Below are 20091 nucleotides of genomic sequence, written 5' to 3'. Positions count from 1 at the left end.
AGGGCTGTGAGACCTTCCGTCCGAGGAAAGGCATGGTCAGGTGTGCAGTCCGAGCCAGTGGGCGAAGCCCGCGGCGCTAGAGGTGGAGCGGCGTTGGGCGGAGACGATGACGTGCATGGTCTCGTGGACCTGTGGGTGGTAGCGGGTCTGTCGGGGGGCGATGGCCCGGGCCTTGCCCAGTGCGCGCAAGGCAGCCTGGTGGTCACCGTCCATGGTCCAGGCGCGTGCCACGTCCTGCCAGTGTCGTCCGGCGCGGGTCGCCTTCACATCCTGGGGTAGCCGCAGCTGGGAACCGGTGCGCGCCGCTCGCCCGGGGTCCCCGCATTCCAGTTCCACCGACACCTGGTGGATCAGGACGTTGCCCGGGCCGAAGTTGGTGTCGAACGCAGAGGACTCGTGCCCGACCAGGGCCGCCAAACGCTCGGCTTCGGCCAGATGGTCCAAGGCTCGGTCGGCGTCCCGGCCACGGGCGGCCAGGATCGCACCGCGCAGGTGCGCCGAACCGGCCAGTGCGATCGAGCTCTCGCCGGAGGGCTCGCCGATGAGGTCCAAGGAGCGCTGCACACATCCGCGGCCGGTGTCGTAAGCGGCGTGGGATGCCAGCAGCAGGGCCCGGTGCTGGAGAGCGTGGGCGGCCAGCAGAGGTTGGCCGGCCTGCGCGGCCGCCAGTTCCATGCGGTCCAGGAGAGCGCTGGCCATGGTCAGACCCCCGAGCCGGTACGTGAGCTGTGAGGCGTTGCCCCAGGTGCTCGCCAACAAGGCGAAGAGGTGCTCTCGCGCGGTGAAGGAGGAAGTGGCCTCCAGTGCGCCGTGCAGATGACGCACCAGGCCGGGGATCTGATCCAGCGCGCGGTGGGAGCGGTCGCTGTGCCGCTCCTGGCGGATCGAGTCCAGGGTGCGCACCAGCTCCTGAGTAGGCGGGGGCTCGGTGCCTCGCACGTAGGAGCCCTCGGCGAGCAGCGCTTGGAGGGCCGCCAGCCCCGCCGGAGCGCCGCCGTCCTGGTGCAACAGCTCGTGGAAGGGTTGGCCGTACACCTCCTGGGGGCGGATGCCCAGTGCTTCGGCGACGGCGGCGACGAAAGCGGCCGAGGCGGGCTGGCGGCCCTGCTCGACTGCCCTGACCATGCTCAGGCTGTAGTTGGTACGCAGGGCCAGCTTTTGCTGGCTCAGCCCGGCGAGCTTGCGCGCGACGGCTACGCGTTCACCGATGGATCCGCCGCGGTCGGTGTCGGTCATCGGCTCCGGTCCCTTCAATGCCTGGCACTTCCTGGCGACAGATTACGCAATCCGCTCGGTGTCGGAGCACGGCACTGTCACTTCACTGGCACTTCAGAGGGTCCTGGCTCGGTTACCTTCAGTAGAGACCTAGTGGCGTCCGTCACAAAATGGCGATGGCCCTGTTTGCTTCGTATCCGTCGCGACCGCTCAACGAAAAGGTGTCATGACGAGCACAACCACTGCTGATTCGACCGCCCTGCGCGAGGCCCTGGTCCGCGAAGTGGTCGCCAACCGCGCCCACGTCGGTGCTCCCCTGTCCCCGGCCGTGGAGAAAGCACTGTCCCAGGTGCCCCGCGAGGCGTTCCTGCCCGGCCTGGAGCTGAGCGAGGTCTACGCCGACCAGGCGGTGGTCACCAAACGCGACGCCGAACGCGGCGTGGCGCTGAGCTCGGTGTCCGCGCCCACCGTCATCGCGCTCATGCTCGACCGCGCCGAGATCCGCCCAGGACACCGGGTCCTGGAGGTGGGGTCCGGCGGCTACAACGCTGCCCTGATCAGGGAACTCGTCGGACTGGACGGGCAAGTCACCTCGATCGACATCGATCCTGACGTCATCGAACGGGCCCAGCGCTGCCTGTCCGGCACCGGGTATGACGGCGTGCACCTGGCGGTCGTCGACGGCGAACACGGCTTTGCCGACCGGGCACCGTTCGACCGCATCATCGTCACCGCCGGTGCCTGGGACGTGCCCTCCGCCTGGGCCGAGCAGCTCGTGGCCGGAGGGCGCCTGGTCGTACCCATGCGTATCCGCGGGCTGACCCGGTGCCTGACCCTGGAGCACACCGGCGAAGGACACTGGTGCGCCCTGGCTCAGGACATGTGCGGATTCGTACGCATCACCGGGGCGGGCGAGCACTGGGAGGACATGCCCTACCTCAACGACACCGACGGTCAACGGGTCGGGTTGCGCCTGGAGGACGGCCCCGACGTCGACACCGAGGCACTGCGCGCGGCGCTCACCCAGGAGCCCGTCACCGCATGGTCACAAGTCCTGGTGGCCTACGACGAAGCCACCGACGCCCAGGACCTATGGCTCGCCACGGTGATCGACGCCTGGGCCCTGCTCACCGCCGACCCCGGAGCGGTCAAGGCCAAGCTGGTCAAGCCCACCTGGAACCACGGCACCCCCGCCCTCATCGCCCCGGACAGTGCGAGCTTCGCCTACCGCACCCTGCGCCGTCACCCCGATCGGGAGGACCGGTGGCAGTTCGGGGCCATCGGCCACGGCCCCAGCGGTCTCGCCGCAGCAGAGCGGCTGTGCGCGCTGATGCAGGAGTGGGACCGCGACCACCGCAACGGCCCCGACCCGGACATCACCCTGGTACCCGCCGACACCCCCGACGACCAGCTCCCACCCGGGCGTGCCGTGAACAAGCGACACACCCGCATGGTCCTGCACTGGACCGGCACCCCTTAAAGAAGAGGAGAAGCAGATGCCCACCCGAGAAGCCCTCGACGTCCTGGAAACCCCCACCGGTGAGTTCACCCTCCTGCCCCGGGCGGGGCAGGAGGACCCCTTCGACCTCGGCCTGCAGACACGGACTCTGGCCTCCACCGCCTTCGTATGGTCGATGACCAACGACGGGTGCAACCCCACCTGTCAGAGCGCCTGCCCTCCTTCCTGCACTGACGCGGGCACCGAGAACGACGACGACTGACCTCCGGCCCAAGTCTCGCCTTGACGGCCGCCCCCGGACACCCGCACACCGTCCGGGGGCGGCTCCCTTCCCGCCCTGCTTCTCTTCGGTTCGAGGAGACATCCCGCGTGTACCGCCTCCTGCACCCCACAGCCCTCACCCTGCGCGCCGCCACCCTGCCTCCTACCGAAGGCCCCACGTGGCCCGACCCGGTCACCACCGACCCCGCGCACCTGCGCTCCTGGACGGTGCACACCTGGCACAACACCCCCGGATTCGTCGACACACTGGAAGTGGCCAGCCCCTCCCTCACCCACCGACTCCACACCCTGGCTGGTTCCGAAGCGGTTCCCGCCCGAAGAATTCGACGCACGGCCGTGTCCCTCATGCGGTACCTGCTGCGCGCACGCACCCGCCCCACCCCGACGGGGCTCTTCGCCGGAGTCGCCCCCCTGACCGTGGGCGAGCGGACCCGAGTCCGGTGGGGGAGCGCACACCTGCCCATCGCACGTCCGGACCCGCGGTGGATCAGCGCGATGGCCCGCGAACACGCCGACCGCCATGACCACGACCCTCTCGTCGTCGCCGCGCCCACCACCTACGTGCAGGGCGATCGGCTGGTGCTGCCCTGGGCACCGCACGAGAGCGACCCCCGGGCTGCGGAGTCGGTGTCGGTACGCCACACCCCCGTGGTCGCCCACCTCATGGCCGAAGCCCGCAGCCCCATCCCGGTCGGCCTCCTTCTCCAGAGCCTGGCCGAGCTCTACCCCGACGCCAGGACGACGATGATCTCCACGGCCGTCGACCGGCTCATGGAACGCCGCATCCTCCTCAGCGCCACCCGGCCCCCGACGTGGGCCACCGACCCCCTGCGTCACCTGGCCGACCATCTCCCGGGGAACCAAGCACTCCAGGACGCCCTCTCCGCCCTGGACCGCCACAACCACCCCGACACGCCGGCCGCACAGCGCCGAGCCCTGCGCGCCGAGGGGACCGTGCGATTGATCCAGGCCTACCCCGGCTCCGCAGGGCTGGCGCTCGACACCCGACTGGACGCCGACCTCACCGTGCCCGCCCCCACCTTCGACCAGGTCCCCCGGGCCGCCCGGGAACTCGCCCGGCTGGCCCCCGACCACCAGGGATCCCCCGCTTGGATCGATTACCACCACCGGTGCCTGGAGGCCTACGGGCCCGGTGCCCGGGTGCGGTTGCTCGAGCTCATCGGCCCCACCGGGATCGGCCTCCCGGCCACCTACCGCGGATCCCACCTACCTCTGCCGCCCACCTCGGCGAACAACCGGAAACGCAACCGGGCGCTCCTCGCCGCCGTACACGACGCCTCCCTCAACGGCGACACGGAGATCGTCGTGGAAAACACCCCAGCCTTGGCGCCCCTGACCGAGCCGGCACACCCCACACCCCATATGGAAGTGCGCCTCCAACTCCACGCCCCCACACCCGCCGCCGTTGACGCGGGGGAGTGCACCCTGTGGGTCACCGGTGTCTCCCGCGGCGCGGGTACGCTCACCGGCCGGTTCTCCCACCTGCCCGACATGGCCCACTCACAGGCCTTTCACGTCCTGCCGACCATGACCCGTGATGCCTTGCCGGTGCAGATCCTGGCACCGCCGATGGCGGAGACAGCCACGCACATCAACCGCACCACTGCGGTGGCGGCCCATGTGCTGCCCATCGACGAACACCCCCCGGCCAACACCCAGACGGTCCAGCTCGAACACCTCGTGGTGCACATCGACACCGACCGGCTCCACCTCATCGACACCGCTCGGAACCGCGTCATCGAACCCTTCCAGGCCTCGGCCCTGGAACCCCACCACTACACCCATCCGCTCGCCCGCTTCTGCTACGAGCTCCCACGCGCACACACGGCCCCACACCTGATGTTCACCTGGCCCGCCACCACCAGCGGGCACCGGTTCCTACCTCGCGTGCGCGCCGACCGCACCGTCCTGGCCCCCGCCCAGTGGCGCCTGGCCCCCGCGGACCTGGACGACCTCAGCGGAGTTCGACCCGCACTGCCCGACCGTGTCCTCCTCGTCGACGGCGAACGCCACCTCGGCCTGGAACTGGACCAGGCCGCGCACCGCCACCTCCTGGGCGCACACCTGGACCGCCATGGAACCGCCACCGTGACCGAAGCCCCCGGGGCCGACGCCTTCGGCTGGTGCCAGGGCCGCGCCCACGAGATCGTCGTGCCCCTGGCAAGCACCGCTGACCCGGCCCCACCACCCCGCCCGGAACTCTCGACCCCCACTGCGCGCACCACCTCCGGCGTGGAGGAGGCCAGGTGGGTCAGCATCCACCTGTACACCGACCCGCACCTGCTCACACCACTGCTCACCGACCGCCTCCCCGAGCTATGGCAGCTGCTCGACCACAACCCCGACTGGTGGTTCGTGCGCTACACCGACTCCACCGGACCACACCTGCGCCTGCGCCTGCCTGCCCCCACGAACCCCGAGCCAGCCCTACGCGCCTGGGCCGGACGACTGAGCCACACAGGAATGCTGCGCTTCTGGAGTCTGCGCCCCTACCAGCCCGAGACCGGGCGCTACGGCCACGGCCCGGCGATGGTCGCCGCCGAGACGTTCTTCGCCGCTGATTCCACCGCGGCCCTCACCCAACTCGGCACCGCAGGCGAAGACCCCATCCGTTCCCACGCCCTGACCGCCGTCTCCCTGCTCCACCTGACCACCACCGCCCAGAAGACCACCTGGGCACTCCACCACCTGCCCCGCCCCCGCACGCCTCTGCACCGGCCCACCCGTGCCGCAACCACCGGCCTGTGGGAACAGCTGCGCACGCGGACCTTGCCCGTATCGCTGCTCCACGCCTGGGAGCAACGCGCTGAAGCACTGACCGCCTACCTCACCCACCACACCGACCCCGGCGCGGCCACCACCGTGCTGCCGTCCCTGCTCCACATGCATCACAACCGCGCCCACGGCCCCGATCGCGACGACGAACACCACGCACACGCCCTGGCCCGCGCCCTCGCTCACACCCACCTTCGACGCCACGAGGGGCCTGTGCGCCGATGACCACCCGCCTCGCCGACCTCCTCCACACCCTGTCCACCCCTGACGCCGACACCACCGGCCCACCGCTGTGCCTGGCCACCGGGCCTTTGGGACCGGCCCTGCTCCACCTGATGCACGACCCCGACACCGCCCACCCCTGGATTCAGGCCGCCACCACCGACGGCCTCGACCCAGACGACCGTGCCACCCTCTTCTACGGGTTGCCCGCCCTGGCCTGCGTCCTGTCCTACGCCCCCCAGGACCGCTACATGCGCGACCGGGCAATACTCACCAGCCACCTGAACGCCCTCACCCAACACCGCCTGCGCGTCGCCCACCACCGCATCGATCAACGGCGAATGCCCTCGTACGGCGAGTACGACCTCATCAGCGGTCTGACCGGCATCGGCGTCGCCCTGATGCGCACCGACCCCCACGGAACAGCCCTGGAACAGGTACTGACCTACCTCGTCCGCCTTACCGAACCACTGCGCACCGACGACGGATGGCTGCCCGGATGGTGGGTCCACCACGACCCCCGCATGGGCCACAGCTCCGCCTTTCCCCGCGGACATATGAATCTGGGCATGGCACACGGCATCAGCGGAGTCCTGGCCCTCCTCGCCCTCAACCACCGCAAGGGGCGACATGTCCCCGGACACGAGGACGCGATGCGGAGACTGTGCGCCACGCTGGACACCTGGCAGCGGACCGACCGCTACGGCCCCTGGTGGCCCGGATGGACCACTGTCCCCCGCCCCGACAGCAGTCCCCAACCCCTGACCCGCCCCGGGCCGCCGTCCTGGTGCTACGGCACCCCAGGGCCGGCCCGAGCCCAACAACTCGCCGGCCTCGCACTGGAAGACACCGATTCGCAGCGCACTGCTGAACGAGCGTTGCTCGCCTGTGTCCGACGCTCAGCACGACAGCCACAGAAGGCCGACCACGGGCTGTGTCACGGCCGTGCCGGGCTCTTGCAGACACTCAGGCGGGCAGCTCACGACCAACAGCCGGCTATCGGCACCGAACCGCTGTCCGACTCCATCCGAGAGGTACACGCTCGTTCCGTGGCAGACGACGTACCCATATCGGAGGAGCCGGGCCTGCTGGAGGGCCAAGCCGGACTGGCCCTAGCCTTACTGAACACTCCACGCCCGGCTCACCTGTGGGACACCCTGTTGCTCCTGGACGCCTGACCACCACTACGGAAACGCACCGAAGAGCACTTTCCGAGCATTCGATCTTGCGCGAAAGCGGAGCCCGATGACGCGGACTGCGAATACGGCCCACCCCGCTGTCTACGATCTGGAATGGACACCACCCGATGAACTCAGGATCGCGTTGCTCGGCTCGCCGACCCACGAATGTCGATCGTTGGCAGTTGCGGGTCCTGGCTGTCTCAACGGCTCCGTAGGAGCCGTCCACGTTGAAGGGACCCACCCGCCACCCATGCCTGGGCCCAGAGTCCCGAGGGCACCCCTGTAGGAGAAGGCGACACCACCGCCTGGCCGTGGACCACGGCACTGTGCATCTGACCCGCCCACAACGAACCGGACCCGCGATGATCGGCACCACGACCACCCCGCCCGCCGTCACAGCAGCCCTGACCCGGGTGGACGAGGCCCACTACCGCGGCACCGACAAACGCGCAGTCCGCCAGACCACACCGCCCTCGGTCATCGAGCGGCACCTTCCCCTCCTCGACATCCAGCGGGGGATGCGGGTGTTGGAGATCGGCACCGGCTCCGGGTACTCCACGGCGCTCCTGGCCGAACTCACCGGACCCCACGGAGCCGTCGTGTCGGTGGACGTCGAAGCCGACCTCGTCACCCGCGCCGCCGGACTCCACCACCGGGCCGGGTACACCACCATCACCTCACTGGCCGCAGACGGCTACGCCGGCGCCCCCGGCCAGGAGCCGTTCGACCGGCTCATCGCCTGGACCACCCCACCCCACATGCCGACCGCCTGGGCCGAACAGGTCCGCCCCGGCGGGCTCATCCTGGCTCCGCTGGTGTGCGCCCCGATCGCCTACTCCACCGCGATGGCCCGCATGACCGTGACCGACGACCACACCCTCGGGTACATCACACTGCACCGGGGCCAGTACGTGCCCATGACCACCCCCGCCCTGGACCGGTCCCGGTACGCCACCGTCTCCCGGATCATCGACGGCGAACGCGGCCCCTCCTACATCTCCGCTCCCTGGATCACCGTCACGGGTGACCGCGCGTTGGCGGAAGCGGTGTTCACCCGTGTGCTCGGCGCTCCCTACACGGAGCCTGTCGATGTCGGATGGCCGGAGATCGAGCACCTCAAACTCTGGGTCGTCGCTCACCAACCTGCCGGGCTGACCATGGCCCATCGCGGTAAGGAAACCATGGTCGGCATCACCACCCCCGACCACGCCGGATTCGTCGCCCTGTTCCCCGAGCCCCGGTTCGTCGCTGACTCCGCGACCTCGCCGGCCCTGGAGCACATGCGCGGACTCCTGCAGGAGTGGAAGGCGCACGGACGACCCACGATCGACACCTTGAGCGTTCGCACCACCCCCATCGACCAGGGATGGACCCTCGCACTGAGCCCCGGTCAAAGGCGTACGGAGTGAACACCGCCTTTTCGCACAGCGGTCTCGCAGACCTCGAATGTTCCAGCCCCACCGGCGGCTGGAGCCGTGGTCCGTGAGGTGGACGCCGACCGGAGAGGACTCCGTGGTCCTGCACAGAGGGGCGCGGACGTTGACCGGATGTCGTCTCTTTCGCGATAGTTCCGGACATGACCGATGACCAACTCTCCGAGGTGATCGACCTCGTCGGGATTCGCGGGCACGTGACCGGCGGCTTCGCGGTACGGGGGCCGTGGGTGTCGCGCGCCTCGGTCGATGAAGCGATGAAGCTCATCGTGATGGTGCGCGGCCGCTCCCGGCTCACCGCCGACGGCGGCGAGCCGATCGTGCTCGGACCGGGCGACGTCGCCATCCTGAACGACCGGTCGTGGCTGGAGGTCGAGGGCGGCGCCGGCGACGGGCCGCGCCGTGAGATCGTACCTGATCCGGACACCCTCCTCCTGCGCACCGCCGACGCCGACCACGACGACGTCGTCATCGGCATCCGGGTCGACCTCAACCGTGTCGGTCGCGAGCTCCTGCTCCAGACGCTCCCTCCGGTGGGGCACGTCCGGGCCGCGGACACCGAAGCCCTGCGGTTGCGCGGCGCCCTCGACCTGCTGATCGCCGAGGTGGCGGGAGGCCGGCCGGGGGCGGAGTTCGCGATCCGGCAACACGGCCGGCTCCTGGTGCTCGAAGTCCTGCGCGCCTACCTCGGCCGACTCGAACTGCCCCCGGGGTGGCTGCGGGCGCTGGCCGATGAGCAGCTGCGTCCCGCGCTCGGGCTCATGCACGGCGCACCCGGGAAACCCTGGCGCCTGGAGGAGCTGGCGCGTGCCGCCGCGATGTCGCGGACCTCGTTCACGGAACGCTTCGGCTCCCTGGCGGGCGTACCGCCGCTGACCTACCTCTCCCGCTGGCGGATGCTCCTGGCGCAGCGCGCCCTGCGCGACAGCGACGTGCGCGTCGGTTCGCTGGCGTCCGAACTGGGCTACGCATCGGAGAGCGCGTTCAGCAGCGCGTTCAGGCGGCAGGTGGGCGAGTCGCCGCTGCGCTACCGCTCCCGGGTGCGCGACGCACCCTCCGCCGACCCGGAAGCTCCGTGATCGGACCCGGACAGGCCGCTCGGGACGATCGGGCAGAAAATACGGACTCGGAGGCATGGAGGGCCCGACCGGCTCCCGCGAGGATGGGCCCATGCCACAGAACGAACACCTCACCACCTCCCGCGCCACGGTTTCCGGAACCGCGACGACGGCCCTGATCACCGGTGCCGCACGCGGGATCGGCCTGGAGGTCGCCCGACAACTGGCCCTGACCGGGGTCCGTGTGCTGATCACCGCACGGGACTCCCGCCAGGCGGCCGAGGCGGCGAGCCCCATCGAGGGGGTCGAAGCACTCCCGGTCGATCTCGACGTCGCCGACCCCGCGGCGGTCGGAGCCGCGGTGGAAGCGCTCACCGCGCGCACCGGGCGACTCGACATCCTGATCAACAACGCCGCAGCTTCCCCCGACCGGACCGACACCGCCACCGGGGCTGACCTGGGGGCCGCCGCCGATGTCCTACAAGTGAACCTGTTCGGTGCATGGCGCATGACCCAGGCCCTCCTCCCGCTCCTGCGCGCCTCGGACCACCCGCGCATCGTCAACGTGGGCTCCGGCGCCGGGTCCCATGCCGATGAGCGGTTCGGTCTTTCCCTGATGGGCGGCTCGGCGGCGACCCACGCCGTCAGCAAGGCAGCACTGAACGCCTTCACAGCGGTGCTGGCCGCCGAACTGGCCGACACCCCGGTCATCGTCAACGCGGTCTGCCCCGGTGTCACCGCGACCGCACCCGGTGCTGAGCACCTGGGCGCGCGCCCGGTCGAGGCCAGCGCCCCCGGTGTCGTATGGGCCGCGACCCTGCCCGACGACGGGCCGCGCGGCGGGTTCTTCCGCGATTTCCACCCTCTCGGCTGGTAGCCCGTGTCCGGATGCTTCAGTGTCCGGGGACGCTCCCGAGCACCGGCAGCCCGCGGCGGGTGTTCCGGAGCGGACAGGATTCGGTCGTGGACCGTGACCGCTCCGTGTGCCTACGCCGCGTTGCCGGGTGCCTCCCCGTCGGCGTCGTCGTAGGCGTCGCGGAACGCCTTCGAACGGCGGCGCTGTCGTGGCACCAGGAAGAGGACCGAGACGGAGAGTCCGCTCAGGAGGATGGCCAGTCCCAGGAGGACGACGACAAAGGGCGAGACTCCCTCCGCCAGGAGGCGGCTGATGCCCAGGAAGGCGTTGAAAAAGGCCACCATCCCTATCAGGACGAAGGAAGGGGTCGTCGACGTGCTGCTCAGTTCCTTCTCGACGACGATCCGTCCCAGCCGGTTGGCCTCCGGGTCCGGGCCGAGCCTGCCCCGCCGTACGAGCCGCCAGGCCTCCGCGAGCTTGGCGGGGTCGGTGTCCGCGGGGAAGCGAGTGAACCCGGGATCCTGGCGGGCGCGCTCGGTCACCCTGGCGGGCGATGAGAACACGATGATCAGTGCCGTGGGGATCGTGAACACCGCCAGCAGGATCACGGCGATGACGACGCTCAGCTGCCACGGGCGGCCGGCTGTCACGAACGCGATGATCCCGCTTGCGCCCATGAGGAGGAACAGGAGGCCCGAGAAGCGGAGGGTGTACGCGCGGGGGTGGTTGTCGCGGTAGATCTGCATTCGGGCTCCCCAGAGGAAGCGCTGGGGGCGAGGGGCCTGGGTGTGGGGGTCTCCCTGGGGGGTCATGCCCGCAATGTATCGGTATGCGGTGCCAACGGCCGACGATGACCGTACATGCGGAGGTGCCCGGGGGAGGCCCCGGTCGGGTCGGCGGGCCCCTTGTCGGCTGCGGCTAATTCCTCGGGATCGTGCCCAGGAGGGCCGCCCATGACGGGGCGTCGAACTCGATGTGCCCGAGTCTGCGGTTCTGGGTGTCGCGCACTGCCGTCTTCCCGAGCAGAGCTGCCACTTCGACGCACTGGGGACCATCGGGGTTGCTGTAGCTGGACTTGCGCCATTCCGCCGCGCTGTCGTTCACGTGATCCTCGATTTCGGGTCGCTCGTCATCAGATCAGGCCTTCCAGGAAAGTGGTTGTGTCCTGCACGGACAGTGCGCTTTCCCGGGTGCGGCTGAATACCAGACTATGGCGGGCGATCTCGGCCTCTGACTCCAGGTAGAAGCCGTCCCCGCGCGACTCGAGAAAAACAACGCTGTCAGCGCTGTTGTCGTCGCTGAAGCCCAGGATGGTGAACGGTAGCCCTGCTGCTGCGTGTGCTCCGGAGGAGAACGGGAGCACCTGGATCTCGACGTTCGAGCGTTGGCCGATGTCCAGTAGGTGGTGGATCTGCTCACTCATCACCGTTCCTCCTCCGATCTGGCGTCGGACGGCGGCCTCGTCCATCACGACGGTGAGCAGTGGAGGTTTTTCGCGTTCGAGGAGGGTGCGCTGCCGTTCGAGCCTGCTCTGTAGCCTCTGCTCGGCTTGGTTGCTCGTGCTCCCGACGGCGGCCTCCAGCAGCGCGGAGATGTAGGCCGGGGTCTGCAGCAACCCCGGAATCAGGCCGATGTTGAACTCCTGGATCACCGTGGCCTCGGCCTCCAGACCGACGAAGGCTCCGGGGAGAACGTCCTCGTATTGGAGCCACCACGGTCGCTGGGTACGCGAGTCCCGGGCGATCTGGATGAGCTCTTGGGCTACGTCGACGGGTGCGCTGTAGAGCTGGCACAGGGCCATGATGTCGCCGGCCTTCACACGCTGGAAGTTGCCAGCTTCGAGTCGCTGGATCTTGGCCCTGCTCCAACCCAAGGCCCTCCAGACCTCGTCCTGAGTCAGCTCGGCGGCGGTGCGCAGCCTCCTGAGCTGGATGGCCAGGTATCGCCGTCGGACGGGCAAGCCGGTTGCCATGAAGCCCCCTCTGTTGTGACCACTGCCAGCGGGTCACAGTCTTCCACGACCAAAACGAACAAATGTGACTTTGATGCTTATATTATATGAGGCTCTTGAGAAATGAGGCCGCCTCACTTATTTTTAGAGCATCGAGATCTCCGAGGTCGGAAGGGGTTCCGTGGTTGGCCCTTGTCTCCCGGGGGTGGGTGCCGGTGAGGGTGGGGCTTCGGGGTGTTCTGGCGCATGTATGCGAGGGGTGCTCTGAAATCCGACATATCAACCAAAGCTGGAATATTGACATCTCTTTCGCAAAATATGCTCGTGATGCGGAAAGAGGCCTTTCGAGGACCTCAGTCCAGTTGAAGGCGACAGAAAAGAAGATGCCCCGCTCAAGTGCTTAGGACCACTCGAGCGGGGCTTGATCACCACCTGAGAACGCAGGAGGAGACCGTGGAACACCCTAATGGACGACACCGCAGGCCCCGCCACAGCGCGGCCGGTCGGATGTGGGTCATCGCCGCCGCGCTGATCGCCATGGCGTTGACCTACGTCCTTGTCCCCCGCAAGGCGCTGAAGGCACGGGCCGCGATCGCCCAGGCACCACACCGCCCTGCGCTGTCGGCGGGGCTGCCTCGACGCGTACTGCGGGAGGGCGCACCGGAACTGCCGGGACTCCCCGGGAAGCGGACGCAGATGAGCTCAGTCGTGCTGAACTCCCAGCGTTGGGGGAGCGGCTACCACCAGGAACGCCCCGGAAGCCTGCCCTATGGCGACTGCCTCTGGCCGGATCCGGACGAGATCGCGGACACCCTCGTACGCCCTTACCTGGCGTCGGTCGCGGAGCAGAGCGTGCCGAGGATTCCCCGGCCGCGAGGCCCTGTAGGAGATCCTCGTGCCGAGCCCTGTGGCAGGGGAGGGGCGGGCGATCCGGAGGGCCTCAGTGAGCTCGCGGCAGTGGTCCGGATCTACCTCGACAAGGTCGGGGGAGCGTCATGAGGAACCCTCTTCCCTTGCCGTACTCGACCTCGGCTCCGGAACTGTCTCCGCCCAGGAGGGCGTCCACCTGGTGGGAGCACCGCTCCTACCCTTCGGAACTCGCCTCCGCAGGCGAGGTCCGTGCGCACCTGAGGACCGATCTGCAGGGCTTCGCACGCGACCTGGTCGACAGTGTCGTCCTGTGCGCGGCCGAGTTGGTCGCCAACGCGGTCAAGTACGCGCCCGGCGGCGACAGCGTTCTCCGAGCCCTGGCACTCGTGAACGAGCGCACCCTGTGGCTGGCGATCGTCGACGGAGGCGGCGGAGCGAGCGTTCCCCGCATCCCGACCGGGCGCAGCGCTGCGGAGTGGGACTGGGCAGAAGGTCAGCGCGGCCTGATGCTCGTGGACGCCCTCGCGGAGCGTTGGGGCCACTACCGGGTGGGTCCGGGGCGGCAGAGCATGGGCCTGGGTGTCTGGGCCTCCTTCTCGGTGGCATCCGAGCAGGTCCCACTCGGGCTGCCGAGGTTCCGCCTCGCGGATTGACCGGGTGGTGATCACGGTGGGCGGCGTCCGAAGCGGACGCCGCCCACCGTCGTGCGCAGACGTCGTTCCGACGGCGTTCCGCCTGTTGGGGCAGTGTTTTCGCAGGTAGCCGACTTGGACATCGGGGGTCGGTGAGCTTGCCGACAGTTTTCGGCGCTGCCATCCATCGAGAACGACTTGTGCGGAGGGTAACTGAGGGACTACGTTCTCCTTGATCACTAAGAGTGATCATCATGATACTCCAAGGAGTCTTTTGTGGTGCCTCGCTTCTCCCTGCCCGCCTTGGGGTTGGTGCTGGTCACGGGATGCTCCGTCGGAGTAGACGAAAGACCCGAACCGGTCGTTCAGTCGTCCGTGGCACCTGCGGAATCGGAAGATCCGGAAGGCACTCCCGAGGAAGAGGCCGTGGCGGTCTACCTGGATTTCTGGGACGCCATCGTTCTGGCCTCGGCCGAGATGGACCCGGAGCACCCGGCTCTGGAGGAACATGCGGTCGGACAAGCTCTGGACCTTTCCCAGGAAGGTGTCCAGGGAGTCAAGGATGCCGGTCTTGGCATGGAAGGTGAGCCGGTGCTGCGACCTGAGGTGATCTCCGCTGAACCGCCGGATGATCCGAGGTCGGTCGTGATCAGGGACTGCAAAGGTGCGGGGGACTGGAAGGTCGTGGGTGAGGCCGAACCTCGCACGGACAACGTCCGTGTGGACGCTCGTGTGAACCAGGACGTCTTCGGGTGGTGGGTCGTGGAGATGCAGATCTGGGGACCCGGGACGTGTTGAGCTCTATAGGCACTCTTGCGCTCGGTTTGACTGCACCACTGCTTGCGGGCGTGATGCCAGCAGCGCCGCTGCCTCAAGGACCGGATTTCGAGGGTCGAGTCTCTTGTCAGGGAGACGAGTGCAACGCCTTCGCCGAGTCCACCCAACGTGGTGCATCCGGCGGCGGAACCGTCCACCCACGCCCCACCAGTGGCGCCCCGGTCTCCCTCTCCGCCGAGTCGCCCTGCGTCGAGTGGGACCGCGAGGACCCCGGGTGGTCGTGCGGCGCCTCCACCCGCTCCGGACCGGCCGGTGGCGGCGCGGCCGTCGATCCCCGGACCGCTGCGGAGCGCGCGCGGGCGTCGATGGTCCTGCCCGACCCGACGGTGGGTTCTTCTCCGGCGGCCGAGACGGTCGTGGGCTTCCCGCTCTGGTTGTGGGTGGACCGCTCCGGCTGGGAGCCGGTAAGCGCGACCGCGGCTGTCTCCTCGGGTTCGGTGACGGTGACGGCGACCCCGGGCGGGGCCCGCTGGGCGATGGGCGACGGTACGACCCTCGACTGTCCGGGGCCCGGGACCGTGTTCGTCCCGGATCACCACGATGCGGACGCCCCGTCGCCGGACTGCGGCCACACCTATGCCCGCCCCTCCCGGGGGCAGGCCGCGGGGCGGTTCCCGGTCACCGTGACGGTGACCTGGTCGGTGGAGTGGTCGAGCACCGCGGGCGGTGGCGGGAGCCTCGACCCGTTGACGACGAGCGCCTCCCGCGCGGTGCGGGTGGCCGAGGTCCACGCGCTGGTCACCGATGGCTGAGCGCGCAGAGACGGAGAGAGCGTGACGACGACGTTGTCCGGACCCCACGTGTCCGAACGAAAGACGGGGAGGTCCCGGCTGTCCCTGCCGCGCCGCAAGGGCTGGAAGCGGCCCTTCGCCGGGGTCGCGGCGGTGGTCGTCGGAGGGGTGGTCGCGGCGTGGGCGGCGGGGCACGAGGAGGAGCGCGTCCCCATGGTCGTCACTGCGGAGGACGTGGCCGCCGGTGAGGCCCTGACCATCGCGGACCTGCGGATCGTTCCGGTCCTGGGGGTGGAGGACCTGGATCTGGCGCCGGTCGACGAGGCCCTCGGGGGGCGCGTGGCGATGCCGGTTCCGGCGGGCACGGTGCTGACCGGGGCGATGCTCGCGGACACCTCGGGCTGGCCGGGTCCCGGTCAGGCGGTGGTGGCGGTGCAGACCCAGCCGGGCATGCTTCCGGCTTCGGCGCGGGAGGGCGCCCTGCTGTTGGTGCTGGGCTCCGAGGAGGGAGGGCCCCACAGCGTTCGGCTGCACTCGTTGGGGGAGGAAGGCGATCTCGCGGGTTCCCGTGTGGTGGAGCTCGTGGTCGCCGAGGACGAGGTGGCCGAGGTGGTCGGGGCAGTGGACGAGGGCGTGCGGATGGCGCTCATGTCCGCGCGATAGGGCGACGGACACAGGAATCAAGGGGGAGAAGCATGATCATCGCGGTCTGTTCGCTGTCGGGGGCGCCGGGGGTCACGACGTTGGCCACGGCTTTGGCGGCGGTGTGGCCCACGGGTCCGCTCACGGTTCCGGTGCTGGTGGAGGCCGACGCGAGCGGGGGTGACCTGGCGGCCTGGCACCGGCTTGCCGGGCGTCCGGGGCTGGTCTCGCTGGCGGCCTCGGTGCGGGCGGGCACGGACCTGTCCCTGGTGCAGGAGCCGGGGACGCACGGGGTCCTGCTCCGGCACGGTACCGAGCTTCCCGGCGGGCTGAGGGCGGTGACCGCGCCGACGACCGCGCACGAGGCCTCGGCGGTGGTGGCGGCGCTGGCGCACCGGAGCCAGGTTCTGCGGAGCGGTGTGAGTGTGGTGGATCTGGGGCGGGTGATGCCGGGGACCGCCGGTGCGCACCTGCTGTCCCTGGCGGACGTGGCGGTCTTCGCCGTGGCTGGTGGGGACGCCGCGCAGATTCACCGGCTCGCCCGGTGCCGGGACGTCCTGGACGCGCTGGCCGAGAACGGGACGGCGGTCGGTGTGGCGGTGCGCGGCTCCCGGTTCCCCGCGGCGGAGGTCTCGGCGGTGACCGGTTATCCGGTGTGGGCGGAGGTGCCGCACGATCCCGCCGGGGCGGCCTTCCTGCGGGGGGAGGCCTTCCGGCCCCGCGGGCTCCGGGAGCGTTTCGCCGCCTGGTCGCACGCCCGCCAGGATCCGGAGGCGGTGGACTGGATGCCGCTGTTGGCGTGTGCCCGGCGGTTGGCCAACCATGTCGAGGACCTGCCGCCGGCTCCCGTGCCCCTGGGTCACCGGGCGGAGGTGGCTGCGTGAACCCCACGATCCACGCCCCGCGGGCGCTCTCCCCGCACGGGGCGGCCGAGCACCTGGAGGGGTTGGCCCGCCGGCTGGCCGACCGGGTCACCGACGCCCTGGTCCGCCAGGACGCCGGCTCTGTCGCCGAACACGACCGCGGGGCGCAGCGCGAGCGGGCCGACGCGATGCTCTCCGCCCTGTTGGAGGAGCACGCCTGCCACGCCCTGACCGGTGCCGCCCGTCCCCTGGCCGAGCAGGACGAGGCGTGGGTCCACGCCCGCGCCCTGGCCCAGGTCTGCGGGCTGGGTCCGCTGGAGCTGCTGCTGGGCGAACCGGGTGTGCGCGACATCCACATCAACGGCACCCGTGTGTGGGTCGACCTCGGCGACGGTCGGCGCGAGGAGCGCCCGCCGGTCACCTCCTCCGACGCCGAGCTGGTGGCCCTGGTGCAGCGCCTGGCCGGTGAGGCGCCGGGAGGAGAGCGCCGTTTCGACGCCTCGGCGCCGCTGCTCAGCATGGAGCTCGGTGACGGCGCCCGCCTGTCCGCGGTCATGGGGGTCTCCCGGCGTCCGGCGGTCACGATCCGCCGCCACCCCGAGCGCGAACTCACCCTCACCGACCTGACCGCGTCGGGGATGCTCACCCGCCCGGTGCGCTCCCTGCTCACCGCGGCCGTGCGCGCCCGCCTGAACGTGGTGATCGGCGGGGCGACCGGTTCGGGCAAGACCACCCTGCTGCGCGCCCTGGCCCGCCACATCCCGCCCTCCGAGCGCGTCGTCACCATCGAGGACGCCTTCGAGCTGGGCCTGGACTCCGACGCCGACCTCAACTGCCTGGCACTCCAGGGGCGGCCGCCCAACACCGAGGGGGCCGGGGAGATCACCCTGGCCGACCTGGTCCGGCACGCCCTGCGGATGTCCCCGGACCGGGTGATCGTCGGTGAGACCCGCGGCCAGGAGACCGTGGCGCTCCTGCACGCCATGACGATGGGCACCGACGGTTCCATGGCCACGGTCCACGCCTCCTCCTCCGCGCAGATCCTCACCAAGCTCGCCACGTACGCCAACCAGGCCGGGGAACGGCTCTCCCTGGAGGAGGGCGCGGTGCTGATCTCCTCCGCCGTCCACCTGGCCGTGCACATCGACACCGACGACCGCGGCAACGGGCACGTGTCCAGCGTCCGCGAGGTCGTGGGGGTCGACGGCCCCCAGGTGGTGACCAACGAGCTCTACGCCGTGGAGCACGGCGGGTTCACCACGTCGCCGAGCCCGCAGTACGCCCGCAAGCTCCTGCGCGCCGGCCTGGACCCGGCCACCCTGTTCGGGGAGGCGACGTGAGCGCGGTCCTCGTCGCGAGCCTGGGCGGGGCGGCGGTCGGCCTGGGGCTGGTGCTCCTGCTGCCCGCGCTCACCAGCGGTCTGCCCGGGGTGCGCGAGCGCCTGGAGCGGGGCCGCCACCTGTGGTGGAAGGCCGCCGCGGCGGCCGGGGCGGGGATGCTCACCTGGGGCATCACCGGCTGGCCCGTCGCCGCGGCCCTGGCCGCCGGGGCCGCGTGGTGGCTGCCCTCCGTCCTGGGCCCGGACCGGGCCACACCCGCCGAGGTCGCGCGCATCGAGGCCGTGGCCGGCTGGACCGAGCAGCTCCGCGACCTGATCACCGCCTCCTCCGGGCTGCGGCAGGCGGTCCGGGCCTCAGCGGTCATCGCCCCCGCCGCCGTCCGCGACGACGTGCGGACCCTGTCCCGCGACCTCACCGCCGGGGCGGACCAGGAGGAGGCGCTCACCGCCTTCGCCCACCGCGTCGGCAACGAGACCGCCGACCTGGTCGCCACCGCGCTGTCGATGGCCTCCCAGCGCCACGCCGCCGACCTGGGGCCGCTCCTCACCAGCCTGGCCGAAGCGGCCCGCGACCGCGCGGCCATGCTCGTGCGCACCTCCGCGACCCGGGCGCGCACCCGCACCTCGGTCCGCATCATCATCACCACCGCGGCCGCCATGGTCGTCGGCATGGCCGTCCTCAACGGCCCCTACTTCGCCCCGTTCGACTCGACCGCCGGCCAGCTCGTCCTCGCACTGATCGGCGCCGTATGGGCCGCGGCGCTGGGGTGGCTGACGCGGCTGTCGAACCCGCCGCGCACGCAACGCGTGCTCGCGGCCCACCCGCAGGAGGCAAGGACATGAACACCCTCATCGCCGGGCTCGGCGGCGCCACGGCCGGCGCAGGCCTGTACTGGACCGTGTGGACCCTGCGCCGCCCGACCCTCGCCGAACTCCTCCCGCCGTCGGAGGAGCAACAGGCGCGGCCCGCGCCCGTCAGCCCCCTGCGGGCGGTGACGGCCGCCGGCGCGGGGGCCCTCGCCCGCACCGGGTGGCCGGGGGAGCGCACCGGGCGCGACCTGGCCGCGTGCGGTACCGACGCCGACGTCCACCGGATGGACACCTGCGTCGCCGCCCTCGCCGGCCTGGCCCTGGGGGTGCTCGCGTTCGCCGCCGCGGCGCCGCCGCAGTCCCCGCTGCCGACCCACTACGCCCTGGGCCTGGCCGCCTGCCTGGTGGTCCTGGGGGCGTGGACCCCGACCCTGGTCCTGCGCCGCAGGGCGGCCCGCCACAGGGAAGAGCTGTGCGCGGCCACCTCCGTCATCGCCGACCTGGTCGGCGTCGCCCTCGCCGGGGGAGCGGGCGTCACCGAAGCGCTCACCGCCGCCACCCGGCGGGGCCACGGGACCGCGTTCACCCGCATCCGGCGGTGCCTGCACGAGGCCAACCTGCGCACCCGCCCGCCCTGGGACGCCCTGGCCGAGCTCGCCGAACGCACCGGAGTGCGCGACCTGGACGAACTCGCCTCCTCCATCCGCCTGGCCGGGACCGACGGCGCCCGCGTGCGCGCCTCGGTCCGCGCCAAGGCCGCCTCCCTGCGCATCCACCGGCTCGCCGCCCTCGAGGGGGAGGCCCACCGGGCCACCGAGCGCATGACCCTGCCCGTCATGCTCCTGGTCCTCGGGTTCCTCCTGCTCATGGGCTATCCCGCCATCGTGCACGTCACCACCGGATTCTGAACCCAG

General features: G+C 70.7%; 20 protein-coding genes. 16 read left to right on the top strand and 4 right to left on the bottom strand.

Annotated elements, in window-relative coordinates; all coding sequences use genetic code 11:
* Nucleotides 1-36: 36 nt before the first annotated feature.
* Complete coding sequence (locus ACQPYD_RS19715) at nucleotides 37-1236, bottom strand: helix-turn-helix domain-containing protein (RefSeq protein WP_433697065.1); 1200 nt, start codon at nucleotides 1234-1236, stop codon at nucleotides 37-39.
* Nucleotides 1237-1441: 205 nt separating this feature from the next.
* Here ACQPYD_RS19715 and fxlM point away from each other — a divergent pair, with 205 nt between their 5' ends.
* The 7 genes from fxlM to ACQPYD_RS19680 all read left to right on the top strand — a co-directional run bounded on the left by fxlM (nucleotide 1442) and on the right by ACQPYD_RS19680 (nucleotide 10523).
* A complete protein-coding gene (gene fxlM / locus ACQPYD_RS19710; RefSeq protein WP_433697064.1) occupies nucleotides 1442-2695 on the top strand; it encodes a methyltransferase, FxLD system in 1254 nt (417 codons plus the stop codon).
* A gap of 16 nt (nucleotides 2696-2711) precedes the next feature.
* Complete coding sequence (locus tag ACQPYD_RS19705) at nucleotides 2712-2936, top strand: FxLD family lanthipeptide (protein WP_433697063.1); 225 nt, start codon at nucleotides 2712-2714, stop codon at nucleotides 2934-2936.
* A 107-nt stretch (nucleotides 2937-3043) separates the two neighbouring features.
* The gene (locus ACQPYD_RS19700) at nucleotides 3044-5977 is read left to right on the top strand and encodes a lantibiotic dehydratase (RefSeq protein WP_433697062.1); all 2934 of its coding nucleotides are present in this window, start codon (nucleotides 3044-3046) and stop codon (nucleotides 5975-5977) included.
* Nucleotides 5974-7152 (top strand): lanthionine synthetase C family protein, encoded by a 1179-nt coding sequence (locus tag ACQPYD_RS19695; protein ID WP_433697061.1) that lies wholly within the window; start codon nucleotides 5974-5976, stop codon nucleotides 7150-7152. Before ACQPYD_RS19700 ends, ACQPYD_RS19695 begins: the two co-directional genes overlap by 4 nt.
* A gap of 365 nt (nucleotides 7153-7517) precedes the next feature.
* Nucleotides 7518-8564 (top strand): protein-L-isoaspartate O-methyltransferase family protein, encoded by a 1047-nt coding sequence (locus tag ACQPYD_RS19690; RefSeq protein ID WP_433697060.1) that lies wholly within the window; start codon nucleotides 7518-7520, stop codon nucleotides 8562-8564.
* Nucleotides 8565-8731: 167 nt separating this feature from the next.
* Nucleotides 8732-9667, top strand: coding sequence for an AraC family transcriptional regulator (locus ACQPYD_RS19685; RefSeq protein ID WP_433697059.1), 936 nt, complete (start codon nucleotides 8732-8734; stop codon nucleotides 9665-9667).
* A 91-nt stretch (nucleotides 9668-9758) separates the two neighbouring features.
* Nucleotides 9759-10523, top strand: coding sequence for an SDR family NAD(P)-dependent oxidoreductase (locus tag ACQPYD_RS19680; RefSeq protein WP_433697058.1), 765 nt, complete (start codon nucleotides 9759-9761; stop codon nucleotides 10521-10523).
* Nucleotides 10524-10633: 110 nt separating this feature from the next.
* Here ACQPYD_RS19680 and ACQPYD_RS19675 read toward each other — a convergent pair whose 3' ends face one another.
* The 3 genes from ACQPYD_RS19675 to ACQPYD_RS19665 all read right to left on the bottom strand — a co-directional run bounded on the left by ACQPYD_RS19675 (nucleotide 10634) and on the right by ACQPYD_RS19665 (nucleotide 12474).
* The gene (locus ACQPYD_RS19675; RefSeq protein ID WP_433697057.1) at nucleotides 10634-11314 is read right to left on the bottom strand and encodes a hypothetical protein; all 681 of its coding nucleotides are present in this window, start codon (nucleotides 11312-11314) and stop codon (nucleotides 10634-10636) included.
* Nucleotides 11315-11420: 106 nt separating this feature from the next.
* Complete coding sequence (locus ACQPYD_RS19670; RefSeq protein ID WP_433697056.1) at nucleotides 11421-11537, bottom strand: DUF397 domain-containing protein; 117 nt, start codon at nucleotides 11535-11537, stop codon at nucleotides 11421-11423.
* Nucleotides 11538-11634: 97 nt separating this feature from the next.
* Nucleotides 11635-12474: a helix-turn-helix domain-containing protein gene (locus ACQPYD_RS19665; RefSeq protein ID WP_433697055.1), complete on the bottom strand. Its 840-nt coding sequence runs from the start codon at nucleotides 12472-12474 to the stop codon at nucleotides 11635-11637.
* Between the two features lie 432 nt (nucleotides 12475-12906).
* Between ACQPYD_RS19665 and ACQPYD_RS19660 the strand changes: the two genes are divergently transcribed.
* From ACQPYD_RS19660 to ACQPYD_RS19620, 9 genes are all read left to right on the top strand, one after another.
* Complete coding sequence (locus ACQPYD_RS19660; RefSeq protein WP_433697054.1) at nucleotides 12907-13452, top strand: hypothetical protein; 546 nt, start codon at nucleotides 12907-12909, stop codon at nucleotides 13450-13452.
* Between the two features lie 14 nt (nucleotides 13453-13466).
* Complete coding sequence (locus ACQPYD_RS19655) at nucleotides 13467-13976, top strand: ATP-binding protein (protein ID WP_433697053.1); 510 nt, start codon at nucleotides 13467-13469, stop codon at nucleotides 13974-13976.
* Nucleotides 13977-14381: 405 nt separating this feature from the next.
* Nucleotides 14382-14753, top strand: coding sequence for a hypothetical protein (locus tag ACQPYD_RS19650; protein WP_433697052.1), 372 nt, complete (start codon nucleotides 14382-14384; stop codon nucleotides 14751-14753).
* 365 nt (nucleotides 14754-15118) lie between these two features.
* Nucleotides 15119-15544 (top strand): hypothetical protein, encoded by a 426-nt coding sequence (locus ACQPYD_RS19645; protein WP_433697051.1) that lies wholly within the window; start codon nucleotides 15119-15121, stop codon nucleotides 15542-15544.
* Nucleotides 15545-15565: 21 nt separating this feature from the next.
* The gene (locus ACQPYD_RS19640; RefSeq protein ID WP_433697050.1) at nucleotides 15566-16186 is read left to right on the top strand and encodes an SAF domain-containing protein; all 621 of its coding nucleotides are present in this window, start codon (nucleotides 15566-15568) and stop codon (nucleotides 16184-16186) included.
* Between the two features lie 32 nt (nucleotides 16187-16218).
* Nucleotides 16219-17049, top strand: coding sequence for a hypothetical protein (locus tag ACQPYD_RS19635; protein ID WP_433697049.1), 831 nt, complete (start codon nucleotides 16219-16221; stop codon nucleotides 17047-17049).
* Nucleotides 17046-18368, top strand: a complete 1323-nt coding sequence (locus ACQPYD_RS19630; protein WP_433697048.1) for a CpaF family protein — start codon at nucleotides 17046-17048, stop codon at nucleotides 18366-18368. The genes ACQPYD_RS19635 and ACQPYD_RS19630 overlap by 4 nt, the downstream gene beginning before the upstream one ends.
* Complete coding sequence (locus ACQPYD_RS19625) at nucleotides 18365-19210, top strand: type II secretion system F family protein (protein WP_433697047.1); 846 nt, start codon at nucleotides 18365-18367, stop codon at nucleotides 19208-19210. Before ACQPYD_RS19630 ends, ACQPYD_RS19625 begins: the two co-directional genes overlap by 4 nt.
* Complete coding sequence (locus ACQPYD_RS19620; protein WP_433697046.1) at nucleotides 19207-20085, top strand: type II secretion system F family protein; 879 nt, start codon at nucleotides 19207-19209, stop codon at nucleotides 20083-20085. Before ACQPYD_RS19625 ends, ACQPYD_RS19620 begins: the two co-directional genes overlap by 4 nt.
* The last annotated feature ends 6 nt before the right edge of the window (nucleotides 20086-20091 follow it).

The organism is Nocardiopsis sp. CA-288880, assembly GCF_050955985.1.
Lineage (GTDB): Bacteria > Actinomycetota > Actinomycetes > Streptosporangiales > Streptosporangiaceae > Nocardiopsis > Nocardiopsis tropica.
Note: the sequence above shows the minus strand (reverse complement) of the source record. Positions and strands in the feature narration are given on the sequence as shown.